Origin of the sequence: Alicyclobacillus cycloheptanicus (assembly GCF_028751525.1) — a bacterium.
Lineage (GTDB): Bacteria > Bacillota > Bacilli > Alicyclobacillales > Alicyclobacillaceae > Alicyclobacillus_L > Alicyclobacillus_L cycloheptanicus.
Map to the genome: position 1 here is coordinate 68,236 of NZ_CP067097.1, position 13,658 is coordinate 81,893.

General features: G+C 60.5%; 15 protein-coding genes. All 15 read right to left on the reverse strand.

Annotated features, from left to right (window positions below; translation table 11 throughout):
• Positions 1 to 762, reverse strand: a complete 762-nt coding sequence (locus tag JI721_RS00285) for an isoprenyl transferase (RefSeq protein ID WP_307016466.1) — start codon at positions 760 to 762, stop codon at positions 1 to 3.
• 91 nt (positions 763 to 853) lie between these two features.
• A complete protein-coding gene (gene frr, locus JI721_RS00290; RefSeq protein WP_407654126.1) occupies positions 854 to 1,375 on the reverse strand; it encodes a ribosome recycling factor in 522 nt (173 codons plus the stop codon).
• A 28-nt stretch (positions 1,376 to 1,403) separates the two neighbouring features.
• The gene (gene pyrH, locus JI721_RS00295; RefSeq protein WP_274456104.1) at positions 1,404 to 2,135 is read right to left on the reverse strand and encodes a UMP kinase; all 732 of its coding nucleotides are present in this window, start codon (positions 2,133 to 2,135) and stop codon (positions 1,404 to 1,406) included.
• Between the two features lie 120 nt (positions 2,136 to 2,255).
• The gene (gene tsf, locus JI721_RS00300) at positions 2,256 to 2,888 is read right to left on the reverse strand and encodes a translation elongation factor Ts (RefSeq protein ID WP_407654127.1); all 633 of its coding nucleotides are present in this window, start codon (positions 2,886 to 2,888) and stop codon (positions 2,256 to 2,258) included.
• Positions 2,889 to 3,041: 153 nt separating this feature from the next.
• Positions 3,042 to 3,740 carry a 30S ribosomal protein S2 gene (gene rpsB / locus JI721_RS00305; RefSeq protein WP_274456106.1) on the reverse strand — a complete coding sequence of 233 codons (699 nt, stop codon included), beginning with the start codon at positions 3,738 to 3,740 and terminating at the stop codon, positions 3,042 to 3,044.
• 161 nt (positions 3,741 to 3,901) lie between these two features.
• Positions 3,902 to 4,777 carry a hypothetical protein gene (locus JI721_RS00310; protein ID WP_274456107.1) on the reverse strand — a complete coding sequence of 292 codons (876 nt, stop codon included), beginning with the start codon at positions 4,775 to 4,777 and terminating at the stop codon, positions 3,902 to 3,904.
• Positions 4,778 to 4,843: 66 nt separating this feature from the next.
• Positions 4,844 to 5,773: an ATP-binding protein gene (locus JI721_RS00315; RefSeq protein ID WP_274457930.1), complete on the reverse strand. Its 930-nt coding sequence runs from the start codon at positions 5,771 to 5,773 to the stop codon at positions 4,844 to 4,846.
• Positions 5,774 to 5,886: 113 nt separating this feature from the next.
• Entirely contained in the window at positions 5,887 to 6,831 is a 945-nt protein-coding gene (locus tag JI721_RS00320) for a MinD/ParA family protein (protein WP_274456108.1), read from the reverse strand.
• A complete protein-coding gene (gene flhF, locus JI721_RS00325; RefSeq protein WP_274456110.1) occupies positions 6,824 to 8,035 on the reverse strand; it encodes a flagellar biosynthesis GTPase FlhF in 1,212 nt (403 codons plus the stop codon). The genes JI721_RS00320 and flhF overlap by 8 nt, the downstream gene beginning before the upstream one ends.
• On the reverse strand, positions 8,035 to 10,065 hold the full coding sequence (flhA, locus tag JI721_RS00330) for a flagellar biosynthesis protein FlhA (protein ID WP_274456111.1): 2,031 nt from the start codon (positions 10,063 to 10,065) through the stop codon (positions 8,035 to 8,037). Before flhA ends, flhF begins: the two co-directional genes overlap by 1 nt.
• 4 nt (positions 10,066 to 10,069) lie before the next feature.
• Positions 10,070 to 11,161 (reverse strand): flagellar biosynthesis protein FlhB, encoded by a 1,092-nt coding sequence (gene flhB / locus JI721_RS00335; protein ID WP_274456112.1) that lies wholly within the window; start codon positions 11,159 to 11,161, stop codon positions 10,070 to 10,072.
• Positions 11,162 to 11,165: 4 nt separating this feature from the next.
• A complete protein-coding gene (gene fliR / locus JI721_RS00340) occupies positions 11,166 to 11,948 on the reverse strand; it encodes a flagellar biosynthetic protein FliR (protein WP_274456113.1) in 783 nt (260 codons plus the stop codon).
• 6 nt (positions 11,949 to 11,954) lie between these two features.
• Positions 11,955 to 12,224: a flagellar biosynthesis protein FliQ gene (gene fliQ / locus JI721_RS00345; protein ID WP_274456114.1), complete on the reverse strand. Its 270-nt coding sequence runs from the start codon at positions 12,222 to 12,224 to the stop codon at positions 11,955 to 11,957.
• Positions 12,225 to 12,314: 90 nt separating this feature from the next.
• A complete protein-coding gene (gene fliP / locus JI721_RS00350) occupies positions 12,315 to 13,079 on the reverse strand; it encodes a flagellar type III secretion system pore protein FliP (RefSeq protein ID WP_407654128.1) in 765 nt (254 codons plus the stop codon).
• 98 nt (positions 13,080 to 13,177) lie between these two features.
• Positions 13,178 to 13,651 carry a FliO/MopB family protein gene (locus tag JI721_RS00355; protein ID WP_274456115.1) on the reverse strand — a complete coding sequence of 158 codons (474 nt, stop codon included), beginning with the start codon at positions 13,649 to 13,651 and terminating at the stop codon, positions 13,178 to 13,180.
• Positions 13,652 to 13,658: the final 7 nt, after the last annotated feature.

Genomic DNA, 13,658 nt, shown 5'->3' on the forward strand with positions numbered 1-13,658 from the left:
CTACTTTAGGCCGCCGAAGCGGCGCATGCGGCCTTGATAGTCTTCAATGGCGCGATGCAGGATTTCCCGGCTGAAGTCTGGCCAGAGAACGTCCGAAAAGTAGAGTTCAGCGTAGGCCGCTTGCCAAATCAGAAAATTGCTCAGTCGGATTTCACCGCTCGTGCGAATCACCAGGTCCGGGTCCGGTACACCGTCCGTCGCCAGGTAGCTGGCGAACCGCTCCTCTGTTAATGCACCCGGGCTGGCAAGTCCGGAGGCGACTTCCTCTGCGAACGCCTTGGCCGCGTTCACCACTTCAGCCCGGCCTCCATAATTCAAGGCGAAAATCACGGTCATGCCCTGATTGCCCTCTGTGCGCTCCAGGGTCTTCCGTACCGTTTCCTGGGTGTGGCTGGGGAGGCGCGATGTGTCACCAATGAACCGCACCTGGACGCCGCGTTCCACGAGTTCGTCGATTTCTGTGCGAAAGAACTCTTCCGGCAGGCGCATCAAAAACTCGACTTCACCCTCCGGCCGCTTCCAGTTTTCGGTCGAGAACGCGTACAGCGTCAGACACGGAATCCCCAAATCGTCGCACGCGCGAATCACTTCACGCACCTTCTTCATGCCCGCGTGGTGACCGGCGACGCGGGGCAGTCCGCGACGGCGGGCCCATCGGCCGTTTCCGTCCATAATGATTGCGATGTGGCGCGGGAGGTTATCCTGCAGCAGAGAGACCTCTGCACGTTCAGTTCGACGCCTGCTTCGAAAGAAGTTTCGCAACCTCTACCCTCCCCTGTCACACACCAGTCCCAGTCTCTCGACGGACAAAGCCGTCCGGGAACCCATGACTTTCCAATCGATGGATCGTATCCTAAATCTCCATCAAGTCGTGCTCTTTTGCCGCACCCAGCTTATCGATTTCCCCAACGTACTTGTCGGTCAGCGCTTGGATTTTCTCCATGCCGCGACGCACTTCGTCTTCGGAAACATCGCCCGACTTCTCGGCTTTCTTGAGGTCGTCGTTGGCATCACGACGGACATTGCGCACTGCGACGCGCGCGTCTTCCGTCATCTTCTTCACGACCTTCACCAGTTCCTGGCGGCGTTGTTCTGTCAGCGCAGGCACGACCAGCCGAATCACCGAGCCGTCGTTGTTCGGATTGAGGCCCAAATCGGACTTCTGGATGGCCTTTTCAATCTCGGACAGCATGGATTTGTCCCACGGTGAAATCGTGAGCATGCGCGGCTCCGGCGACGTCACACTAGCCACCTGATTGACCGGCATTTGCGAGCCATAATACTCCACCATCACCTTGTCAAGCATCGCGGGTGTTGCCCGTCCGGTGCGAACGGTTTGCAAATCGCGGCGCAATACCTCGACTGCCTTCTGCATGCGTTCGTCAGCTGAGCGTTGAATGTCCTCAAGCACGTATCTTCCTCCTCACGAATGTCCCGATGTTCTCTCCCAGGACGGCGCGCCGAATATTTCCCGATTCATTCAGCGCGAATACCAGGAGCGGAATGTCATTGTCCATGCACAAGGATGTCGCCGTCGCGTCCATGACCCCCAACCCTTGGTTCAGCACATCGATGAACGCGAGTTCATCGTATTTCACTGCATCCGGGTATTTCTGTGGATCCGCCGTATACACGCCATCCACGCCATTCTTCGCCATCAGGATGACTTCGGCTTCAATTTCTGCGGCTCGCAGTGCAGCCGTCGTGTCGGTGGAGAAATAAGGATTGCCCGTGCCGCCGGCAAAAATCACGACACGCTTTTTCTCCAAGTGGCGAATCGCCTTTCTTCGAATATACGGTTCCGCCACCTGGCGCATTTCCACAGAGGTCTGCACGCGCGTGCTCACTTCCAGCTTTTCGAGCGCATCCTGCAGGGCAAGCGCATTCAGCACCGTAGCAAGCATCCCCATGTAGTCGGCAGTCGCCCGGTCCATGCCTCCTGCGCTGCCTGCCTGACCCCGCCAGATATTTCCGCCGCCCACAACCACAGCGACCTCCACACCCAGCCCTACGACCTCGCGAATTTGTTCCGCAATGTCCTGAACGGTATGTGGATCGATTCCGAATCCCTGACCGCCAGCCAATGCTTCTCCGCTCAACTTCAACACCACACGACGATACTTCGGTGTCGGCATGCGTGCTCCTCCGTCCTCTCGAAATTGCCCGAGGGGGCTGTGACCGTTTCGGACACGCTCAGTAAATTTCCATCCACCTGAATTCATGGAACAGGAACACCCCAAGGTGTTCCCGTTCTGTTACTGGCGGACCTGCGCCATAACCTCTTCCACGAAGTTGGTTTGTTCTTTTTCGATGCCCTCGCCAACCACAAACCGGGAAAACCTGCGAATCGAGATGTTCTCGCCAATCTGTGCGATTTTCTCCTTCACCAGTTGTTCGACGGTCTTGTCGGGTTCCTTGACGAAAGGCTGTTCCAACAAGCAAACATCTTTGAAGAACTTGTCGATTCGACCATCCACAATCTTGTCAACGATGTTTTCGGGCTTGCCTTCGTTCAACGTCTGCGCCCGCAAAATCTCGCGCTCTTTATTGACAACATCCTGCGGTACATCTTCCCGGCGAACGTACTGCGGGTTGGAAGCAGCAATATGCATCGCGACGTCTTTGACCAACTGGCGGAAATTGTCCGTCTTGGCGACAAAGTCCGTCTCACAGTTGACTTCGACCAGCACGCCGATGCGGCCGCCGCCATGTATGTAGGCTTCCACAACCCCTTCTGCTGCCACGCGCCCGGCCTTCTTCGACGCGGAGGCCAGCCCTTTTTCGCGCAGGAGCTCCACGGCCCGCTCCATGTCGCCGTTTGCTTCCGTCAGTGCCTTCTTGCAGTCCATCATACCTGCGCCGGACTTTTCGCGCAGTTCCTTGACCATTGCTGCTGTAATTTCCACAACGTTCCCTCCTGTTGGTCCACTCGTCTCGTGAAAAAGGGGCGACGAGGCGTAGAGCTCTCGTCACCCCGCGACCTCTCGTACATCATTCGCAAAAGTCCGCAGCGCATCCGCGGCGTCCCTCGCGAGCGACACTCAGGCAGTCGTTTCTTCGCCTTGAGCGCCTTCGAGCACCGCGTCGGCCATCTTGCCAGTCAGCAGTTTGACTGCGCGAATCGCATCGTCATTGCCAGGAATGATATAGTCAATCTCGTCCGGGTCGCAGTTGGTGTCGACAATCGCGACAATCGGAATCCCGAGCTTACGCCCTTCAGCCACCGCAATGCGTTCCTTGCGCGGGTCGATGACGAACATCGCCCCTGGCAATTCCTTCATGCCCTTGATGCCGCCCAGGAACTTCTCCAGACGCTCTTTCTCTTTCCGGAGCAAAATGACTTCCTTCTTCGGAAGGACATCGAACGTTCCGTCCTCTTCCATCCGCTCCAACTGCTCCAAGCGAGCGATACGCTTCTGAATCGTTGGGAAGTTGGTCAAGGTCCCTCCCAGCCAGCGCTGGTTCACATAGAACTGCCCCGAACGAAGCGCTTCATCGCGAACCGCTTCCTGCGCCTGCTTCTTGGTACCGACAAATAACAGGGACTTGCCGGAAGCAGACAGGTCGCGAACAAAGTTGTACGCCTCTTCCACCTTGCGAACCGTCTTCTGCAAGTCAATGATGTAGATGCCGTTGCGTTCCGTGAAGATGTACTTCGACATCTTCGGGTTCCAACGACGCGTTTGGTGTCCAAAGTGGACGCCAGCTTCGAGCAGCTGTTTCATCGAAATAATCGCCAATGCACTTACCTCCCGTGGTTTTCCCTCCGCCTGCATCGACTGCCCGGCCACCCGCTGGCGCAGGCACCTGCCGAACATCCGCAGACGTGTGTACTCCGCTGACGCGGGCATTCACACTGTTTCTTAATATAGCATACGGAACAATCCTCAAGCAACCAGAATCAATCGCCCTGTGGTGCGCCGGCGTCGGCACCGAGCAGAACTTGGCGCGCAAGCTGCACCTCCGTCACGCCGATGCCAAACTGCCGAGCCACCGCTTGGTCTGGCAAGCCTTGGCGCAATGCCGTCACGACGTCGTCAAACTTGTCGTTCGACGTGGGCGGGGAGACAGACGCCCTCTCGAGCTCATTCGCTGCCTTTGCCGCCTCGGACGCGGCATCTGACACGGCACGGTCGCCGTTCCCGGCTGCCGCGGGTTCGCTCCCTGCCCCGGCGCGATCGGCCGCCGAGTCCGCCTTCTTCCGCCCACTCCGCCGGGGCTTCGGCTTCCCCTCTGGAACCGGTCCATCCTTGGCAGACGTCTTGGTTTCAGCCTCAGCCAAGGCCCGGTAGAGCGCCTGGCGCTCCGCTGCCCACATCGCCTCCATCGCGTGCAGTCTCGCTTCGGTCGACTGGGTCATCGTCTGCAAACGCGTCGTCACCGTCTCCTCCAAGGCACGCAGGCGCAAGTCCACCCGTTCTTCCAACGCCTTCAATCCGCCGTAAAACTCTTGATAGATACTGTCCAGCGTCTCTTCCACTTCCGTCCAGCGTTCATCCGCCACGTACGGGTCATTTCCCCCTGTCGATGCAAGTTCATCCGCACCCGATGCAGCCAAAGCAGCCTGCGCAGCGTTCCGACGATCGCGGCCGCCCCCCGCGGACAAGCCCGCCCCGCGAAGTCCGTTTCGGTCCCGGCTGCCCTGCGCCCCAAGCCCGACCAAAGCGAGCCAGTTTTGCAACATGGCCGCCGGGCGTGAAGCGGCCTTTCGGGTCAACAGGTACATTGCCCCCCCGATGATTAACAAGATGACATACACCAAAATCGTCGGCCACATGTCTCATGCCTACCTTTCAGCAGCTTCTCCAGCGTCCCGCACTCGTTGCTTCCGAATCCTTCCGTTCTAGCGGCTGCGGCCGTTCTCTTTGCGCGCGTCTTCCTCGCAGCCATCTGCCGGACGGCCGTCCTCCACAGGTTTCGCCGGTTGTGCGGTGGGAATGCAAAGGCGAAAGGCCGTCCCTTGCGCCCCGCTGTGCAGGACGCGCACCCGGCCGCCAACCGACGCCGCCCAGCTTTGCACGACGTCCAGTCCAACCCCGCGCCCAGCCCACTCAGTCACTTGCCCGGCCGTGCTCAACCCCGGCCGAAACAGCAGGTCGAACACATCCTCGGTGGACGCCCCGTCGGCATCAGCCGCTGCGCCCAGGCGTACCGCCTGCTCGGCGACCCGCTGCGCATCGATGCCCCGTCCATCGTCTGACACGTCGATCACGACGCACCCGCCCCGCACGCTCACCTCGACCGCCACACGCCCCTTCTCTGGCTTGCCGCGGCGGCGGCGTTCCGCTGGTGGTTCGATGCCATGCACCACGGCGTTGCGCAGCAGCTGCACGATGGCCGCGCTGAGCGAAGCCATCCATGCAGCGGGCAGCGAGACGTCTTCGCCGCGCACTTCTATTTCGACCGGTTTCCCCAGCGTGTTTGCAGCGGTCTTGGCGAACTGTTGACAGATCGGCGTCAGCCACGCGGCCAGCGGCACCGCCTCCTCCCCCGACACCGCTGCTGTTTCCGGTCCCGCATCGCAAAGCGCTGCAACCAGCGCGCGAAGCGCTGCGACCTGCTCGCCCATCTCCATCCACCACGCACCATGCGGCGCACGGTGCCCCGCCTGCACCGCCAGTAACGCGGTTTCGATGTGATGCGCCAGGTTCGCCAGCGCCGTGAGCTCAAGGGCTGCAGCGTTCCCCTTCAAGGTGTGGGCCGCGCGCAGTGCCGCTTCCACCCGGATGTCGGTCGCAGCAGATGACCGCCAGGTTTGCAGTTCGTGTTCCATCACGTCCAAACAGCGATGGGCCTCTTCCAAGAACACGCGGCGAACCGGGTCCCGCGGGGCACCACACCCCTCCGCCCGGTCCTGCGGGGCGCGCCTCCCCGCCTGCCTCGCCGTCATCCGACAGGGTGAGCCGGAAACACGGCCGGATCGGCCGGGTCGCCCGCTCTCCCGCGCGAACGCTTGAACAGCCGCTCAAAAAATCCTGCAATGCCCACCTTCGGGGGTTTCACTTCCGCCCGCACAAAATTGTGAACCAGTTGGACGAAGCAGCGCGCCGCGGTACTGTTCGGTGCATCCAGCAGCAGCGGGGTCTGGCGCATCACGGCGCGGCCGACCGAATCGTCGTCCAGCACGTAGCCGAGCACCCCGACGTCCATGTTCAAAAACCGCCCCGCGACCAACCGCAGTTTCTCTGAAGCGACTCTCCCGTCGAGCACCGTCTGTACCCGGTTGACCACCAGCTGCACCGGCGGGCAGTCGCCGCGCGCTGCGAGCAGCTTCAATAGACTGTACCCGTCCGCAATCGCCGTCGGTTCGGGCGTTGTCACGAGCAGCAACTGGTCGGCGGCCCGAATCAGCCGCTCCATGTTCTCGCCGATGCCGGCGCCCCCGTCCACCAAAATCACGTCGTAGCGTTCATGCAGCCGGCTGACCCCCTCCAGCAGCCGCGCCATCTGCCGCGGCGTCAGGCTGTGAATGTCCAGGAGGCCGCTGCCGGCCGAGAGGAACGGCAGACCGGACGCGCTCTCCTGCACCGTATCCCAAACATCTGCCCCGTCGAGGATATCCAAAATGGTTCGTTTCGGCCGCGCGCCGAGGAGCACTTCCACGTTCGCGAAGCCAATATCCGCGTCCAGCACAATGGGGTGATAGCCAATGTTTTGTAAGCCCAGCGCAAAGTTGATGCACAAATTGGACTTGCCCACACCCCCCTTGCCGCTTGCGACCGTGATCACCCGACCGGAGATTTGGCCAGATGCCGGCGTCTGCATCACACCTGCCCCTTGCCCGTGAACTTCCTGGAGTCGCCTGCGAAGCTCCTCTGCCTGATCAGGCATTGTGATCCGCCCCCACAACGGAATTTACAAGTCTCTCTATCGACGCCACTTCAATGTCGTCCGGCACGTTCTGCCCGGTGGTGATATACGACAATGGCTTCGGGTGTTTCAACAGCAAGTTGAGCACCGAGCCATAGGAAGTGGTCTCGTCCATTTTGGTGAACAACAACTTATCCACGTGAAGTGAAGCAAACGAACGAACAATTTGTTCCAAGTCCGAAGATTTGGTCGTCATCGACAGCACGAGAAACGTTTCGTCCACCTGCGCTGCGGACAGCCACTTCGTCATTTCCTCCACATACACGTCCATTTGGAAGTTCCGGCCCGCTGTATCCATCAATATCAGGTCACAATCCGCCAGGCGTTGAACGGCTTCCGGCAGATCCGCTGGCTCGTACACGGTCTCCAGCGGCACCTGCAGGATGTTGGCGTAGGTGCGGAGCTGGTCAATGGCGGCCACCCGAAAGGTGTCCGTCGTGATGAGGCCAATTTTGCGCTCCCCATTTAACACGTACTGAGCTGCCAGCTTCGCAACCGTGGTCGTCTTCCCAACGCCCGTTGGACCGAGGAAGGCCGCCAGTCGTGACGAACTGCGAATTGGCTCCGGGTCGCAGTGCAGGTACAGCCGGGTCATCATGCCGTCACGCACGCGCCGCGCGAGCAGCGCGGCTTGCGCGGCTGCATCCCCGGCCTCCGGACGATCCGCGAGGTCCGCATGCGCCGCCGCGAGCAGCTGAATCGCCCGCCCTTCGTCGATCCCGGCCGCGATCATCCGCTGCAGCAGCGCGGTGGATGCTCCTTGCGGCACGAGGGTCTGGGACACCATCTCGCGGAGGGAGGCGAGCTCGCTGCGGAGGTCCAGCACGTCCACACGGGATCCGGCCATGGCCGCTGATTCCATCTGCACCGCCGAACCCGGCGCCGCAGGTGCAAGCTGGCCGGCAGCAGGAGCTTGGGCCAGTGGTGCAGGCAGCCGCTCCGCCGCGCGCGCAGCCTCAGCGCTGGTCAGTGTTCGCGGCCGGCCTGCCGTCACTTCCTCACCCGCCGCCGCCAGGACTTCGAGCCGGCGCATCCGCCACAATCCGAGCCAGCGTTTGACAAACACGTCCCGCGTGCTCAGAATGACGGCGTCGCGCCCGAGGTCGCGGCGAATCAGCGCGACCGCTTCCGGCATCTGCTTGACTACGTATCGCCGTACCATCATCAGAGATTCACCACTCCGCCACTTTCAACTTCGACCGCAGGGTCGAGTTCGTTGTAAGACAGAACTGCCACATCCGGCACGTAGCGCGCCATCCACCGGCGGACGGGCAGCCGAAGCTGCGGATGCGTGAGCAGAATCGGCGTCTTGCCAAGCGCCGTCAACTTCGCCGATTCTTCACGCACGCGCTTGAAAATTTGCTGCGACAACGCGGGCTCCAGTCCAATGAACGACGCACCTTCCTGCTGCACCAGCGCCTCAGAGAGCCGCTCTTCCACCGGAGGCGCGAAGGTGATCACGCTGAGCGGCTGCCCTGGCACCCGGAATTGATGACAAATCTGCCTGGCCAGCGCCTGACGCACCTGTTCGGTCAAGACGTCCGGGTCCTTGGTCTGCCGGCCCACATCCGCGAGGGTTTCGAGAATCGTGACCAGGTCCCGAATCGAAACCTTTTCCTGCAGGAGATTCTCGAGCACGCGCTGGACCTGTCCAAGGGTTAATACATTCGGGATCACGTCCTCCACCACGGCAGGCGCGGTCGTCTTGAGGTTGTCGAGGAGCGCCTTCGTCTCCTGGCGGCCCAGCAGTTCATGGGCGTGCCGCTTGAGCACCTCGGTGAGGTGTGTGGCGACGACCGACCCCGGGTCGACCACGGTGTACCCGACCATTTCCGCCTTGCTCCGCATCTCCGGCCCGACCCACAGGGCGGGCAGCCCAAACGCCGGGTCCTTGGTTGGCACGCCGACAATCGACGGGTCGTCGACGCCCGGACTCATCGCCAGCCAGTGCCCGAGCATCAGTTCGCCGCCCGCCACCTCAGTGCCGCGGATTTTGATGACGTACTCCGAAGGCTTCAACTGCACATTGTCGCGCAGTCGAATCACCGGAATCACCAGGCCCAGTTCGAGTGCCATCTGGCGGCGAATCATCACGACACGGTCGAGCAGGTCGCCGCCCTGCTTTGCATCGACCAGGGGCACCAGCGCATACCCAAATTCGAACTCAATCGGCTCGACAGACAGCAGGGAGAGCACGCTCTCCGGCTTTTTCGTCTGCGCCTGTTCGCTGCGGACGGCTTGTTCCGCTTCCTGAGCCTGCGCTCGGCGCGCTGCACGGGAGACACTGAGCCCGAGCAAGAGCGCACCGGCGCTGACCGGCACCGTGAGCACAAACCCAATGGGCGTGAACCCGAGCAGGAAGATGGCGGCAGCGACGATGTACAAGGTTCTCGGAAACGAGAACACCTGCTGAATCACGTCGCTGCCCAGGTTCGCCTCGGAAGCCGCGCGGGTCACCATCAGGCCCGTGGCGGTCGACAGCAGCAGCGCCGGAATTTGACTGACCAGTCCGTCGCCGACAGACAACACGGTGTACGTGCTTGCCGCCGTGTTCCAGGGCATGTGGTTGACGACCATGCCAATGATGAAGCCGCCGATGACATTGATGGCCACAATCAGCATCGATGCAATGGCGTCCCCTTTGACAAACTTGGACGCACCATCCATGGCCCCGTAAAAGTCCGCTTCGCGCTCAATGGTCTGGCGGCGCTGGCGAGCCTCCTGCTCCGTAATCAGCCCGGAGTTCAAGTCTGCGTCAATCGCGATTTGCTTCCCAGGCATCGCGTCCAGCGTAAAGCGTGCTGCCACCTCCGCAACGCGTTCGGCGCCGCGGGTAATGACGATGAATTGGATGATGACCAAAATCAGAAACACGATGAACCCAACGACAATGTTGCCGCTGGTGACAAACTCGCCAAACGTTTGAATCACGGCACCTGCATCGTGCTGCGTTAAAATGAGCCTGGTCGACGAGACGTTCAAAGCCAGCCGATACAAGGTCGTGATGAGCAAAAGCGACGGGAATACCGAAAAATCCAACGGCTCCTTGGTATTCATGGACACCAGGAGCACCGTCATGGAAACAAACAGGTTGATAATGAGCAGCACATCCAACAGTCCACGGCTCATCGGAATCACCATCATCACGACGATCCCGATGACACCAATCATAATCACCAGGTCTGAACGTTTCACAGGCTCACCCCCTCTCGGTGCGAATCCCCTTCAATCGATACACATAGGCCAGCACCTCGGCGACCGCTTGAAAGAGTGACGGCGGGACGGCACCGCCGAGATCGACCGTTTCATACAGTGCGCGGGCCAGCGGACGGTTCTCCACCGTGGGCACGTTCGCTTCCTCTGCCGCTTGCCGAATGCGCAGCGCCAGTTCATCCTGCCCCTTGGCCAGGACAATCGGCGCAGCCATTTCCTTCGCGACGTACTTCAACGCAACCGCAAAGTGCGTCGGGTTGGTAACCACCACATCGGCCGTCGGCACCTGCTGCATCATGCGGCGCATCGCCAGCGCTCGACCTCTCTGTCGAATTTTCGACCGAATTTGCGGATCCCCTTCCTGGGATTTGGCTTCTTCTTTAATTTCTTCCCTCGACATGCGAATGCTGCGCTCAAATTCATACCGCTGATAGACGAAATCCACGCCTGCCAAAAGCAGCATCAGCACGGCAATCTGGATGCCAAGGCGAAATACCAGGCTGCCGACCAGCGCGGGCATTCCTTCCAAAGGAACGGTGGACAAAGACACGCTTTCACTTTCGAGTTGATGCACACTGGCATACGCGACGGCGCTCACGATGGCCAGCTTCAGGAGCGACTTGACGGCTTCCGCAAGGGTGCGCGCACTCCACAAGCGGGCCATACCCGCAAGCGGCTGCACGCGCTGCAGGTCAGGCACAAGCACGTTGGGTGTGAAAATCGGCCCGGTCTGCGCAAAGGCCGCCAGCAGCCCGACCATGAGCGCCCCGCCGACCAGCGGCAGCAGCAGCCGCACGACCGTCCACACTTGGGTGAACAGCAGAGCCCGGACATCCGCCTGCGTCAGCGGACTGGCACCGGCCGCATTGCTGAGCCCCTGCTCGATGACATTCAGCCATTCCCCCCAAATCGTTGGGCCCTCCATGCGCAGCAGCACCAAAACCGTCAGAAAGGCGACGGCGCCCGTGAGTTCCGCGCTGCGCGGCACGCGGCCTTCTTTGCGCAGTTCCTGTCGGCGCCTTGGCGTGGCGCGTTCCGTCTTTTCGCCCGCGAACCGCTGCAACTCAAACGGCAGCACACCCTCACCCCCTTAGCCACTGAAGCAAAGTGTTCAGCTCATTGAACAAAGCTCCGAACAGTTGACTGAACAGGTAGACGGTCCCCGGCATCGCGATGGCGAACAGGGCCAGTCCCACAAACAACTTCGCTGGAAATTCCACGACAAACACGTTCATTTGCGGCACCGCTCTGGACAAAAACGCAAAGGTCACATCCGTTAACAAGAGCGCAGCGAGCAGAGGCGCCGCAAACTGCAGACCGATACTCATCATCATCCCCATGGCACTTAGCAAAAACTTCCAGGTGTTGGCTGGAAACACGAACTGCCCCAGCCCGACAAACTCATAGCTGTGCATCATCGCCAGCACCATGCCGTCGAGTCCACCCACACCGAGGAAGTACAACGTAAACAGCAGGGACAAGAGCGAACTGCTCAGTCCGGTGCTGACCCCCGACTGCGGGTCAAACACCGTGGCAGAACTATACCCAATCTGTATATCGAACAGTTGTCCTGCGACATCCACGGCCGCAAACATCAAGGTCGCGACAAAGCCCATCAGCATCCCGACGACGGTCTCTTTCAGGGCATCCACCACATAGCCGCCGGGATCGTCAAACGGGGATGGCACCGCCGCTGTCAATCCCGGCGCCACGACCAACGCCACAAACCCGGCCAGGCCAATCTTTCCATAGACCGGCCAGGATTGCAGAGACAGCACGGGCGAGGCGCCAATGAACGCCGCCATGCGCAGCAGGACAAGCAGATAGGTTGCGTAGTGATTGATGGCGAAATTCAACAAGGTCATGGATGATCACTGAATAAAGCTGTTCAGATTGCCCAAAATTTGCTGGCTGAAACTCAACAGAATGGATAACATCCAAGGCCCAAATATCAGCAGCGCGACAATGACCGCCGCGATTTTTGGCACGAACGCCAGGGTTTGTTCTTGAATTTGTGTGGTCGCCTGAAAGATGCTCACCAACACGCCGACCACCAGGCCAAACAACAATATAGGTCCGGTTAATCGAATCACCAGCCACATCACTTGCGCCCCAAGACCTATGATGAAATTGGCGTCCACTGTATCGCCTCCTCGCAAGTGTGCAGACAAAGTCTTGTGCCCGTCGGTTTCCTGCGGTTCGCACGGAGCGGTCCGCGCCGGGGCCCCCGCCTATGTGTACCCGGCCAAGAGCGATTTGACGACCAGGTACCACCCGTCCGCCATGACGAACAAGAGCACCTTGAACGGCAGGGAAATCATGACCGGCGGCAGCATCATCATGCCCATGGACATCAGCGTGGTGGCGACGACCAGGTCGATGACGAGAAACGGCAAATAAATCATAAAGCCGATTTGAAAGGCCGTTTTCAACTCGCTGATGGTGTACGCCGGCACGAGCGCGGACAAAGCAATCTTCGTCGGATCCGACGGCACAGCAGACACATGTCGATACTGGAGGAACAATTCCAAGTCCTGCTTGCGCGTCTCCTTGGCCATAAACACCTTAAACGGTGCCTCGGCACGCTGCAGCGCCACGGTTTGCGAGATTTGCCCCTTCAAGTACGGCTGCACCGCCTGCGTATTGGCGGTTTGCAAGGTCGGCTGCATGATGAACAGGGTGATGAACAAGGCGAGGCCAATCAGCACCTGGTTCGGCGGAGACGACTGCAGCGACAGGGCGCTGCGCACAAACGACAAGACCACGACAATCCGTGTGAAACAGGTCATCAAAATCAAAATTGCCGGCGCAATCGACAGCACGGTCAACATCAGGATGATTTGCATCGTCCCCGCGACGGAGGACGGCGAATTGCTGTCCCCGACGCTGAGGCTCAGTCCCGGCAGCAGACCCTGGCCGCTCGTACTGGTGGTGGCCGCGGCCGCGTGCGGGGTCAGACACACACAAACGACGAGCGATGTCAGAAGGCCCGCCAGTACCGCCAGCACCGCGGCGCGCCCTCGGCACGCGGGGCGCACGGCGCGCAAAGTCCAGCTGCGCACAATATGAGACGTTCGCGTCCTGCGGTCCACGTTCATGAATCGGCTCCGTCCTTGTGCTGGTATCGCTTGCGAACCGCTGCAACCTTGTCGGCCAGCACCTGCGCAAACGCGGAGGACCCGACGGGACCGGCCATCGCCTCACCGTCATCCTCCGGAAACAATTCTGTGACATCGGCGAGCAGCGAAATTTGGTCGCCGACGCCGACGAGGTATCGCTTTCCGTTCACATCAATCACCTGCACGGAACGATTCGGGGCCAGCTGCCGCGCCGCGACGACGTCAATCGCGCCGCGCGTCTGCACCCCCGCTCTGCGCGCAAGCCAACGAATCATGAAGAGAATGCCGCCAATCACCAGAATCAACGCCAGTACCAGCTGGATGATGGCTGGCACTGGATTGCCAAGCGGCGCCACAGATGTTGCGTTGGAAGGTGTGGCAGCGTACACCGTCGGCGTCACCGCGAGCATCCCCACAAGTCCCAGCAGCCCATAACTGAACCGGTACATCCCACAC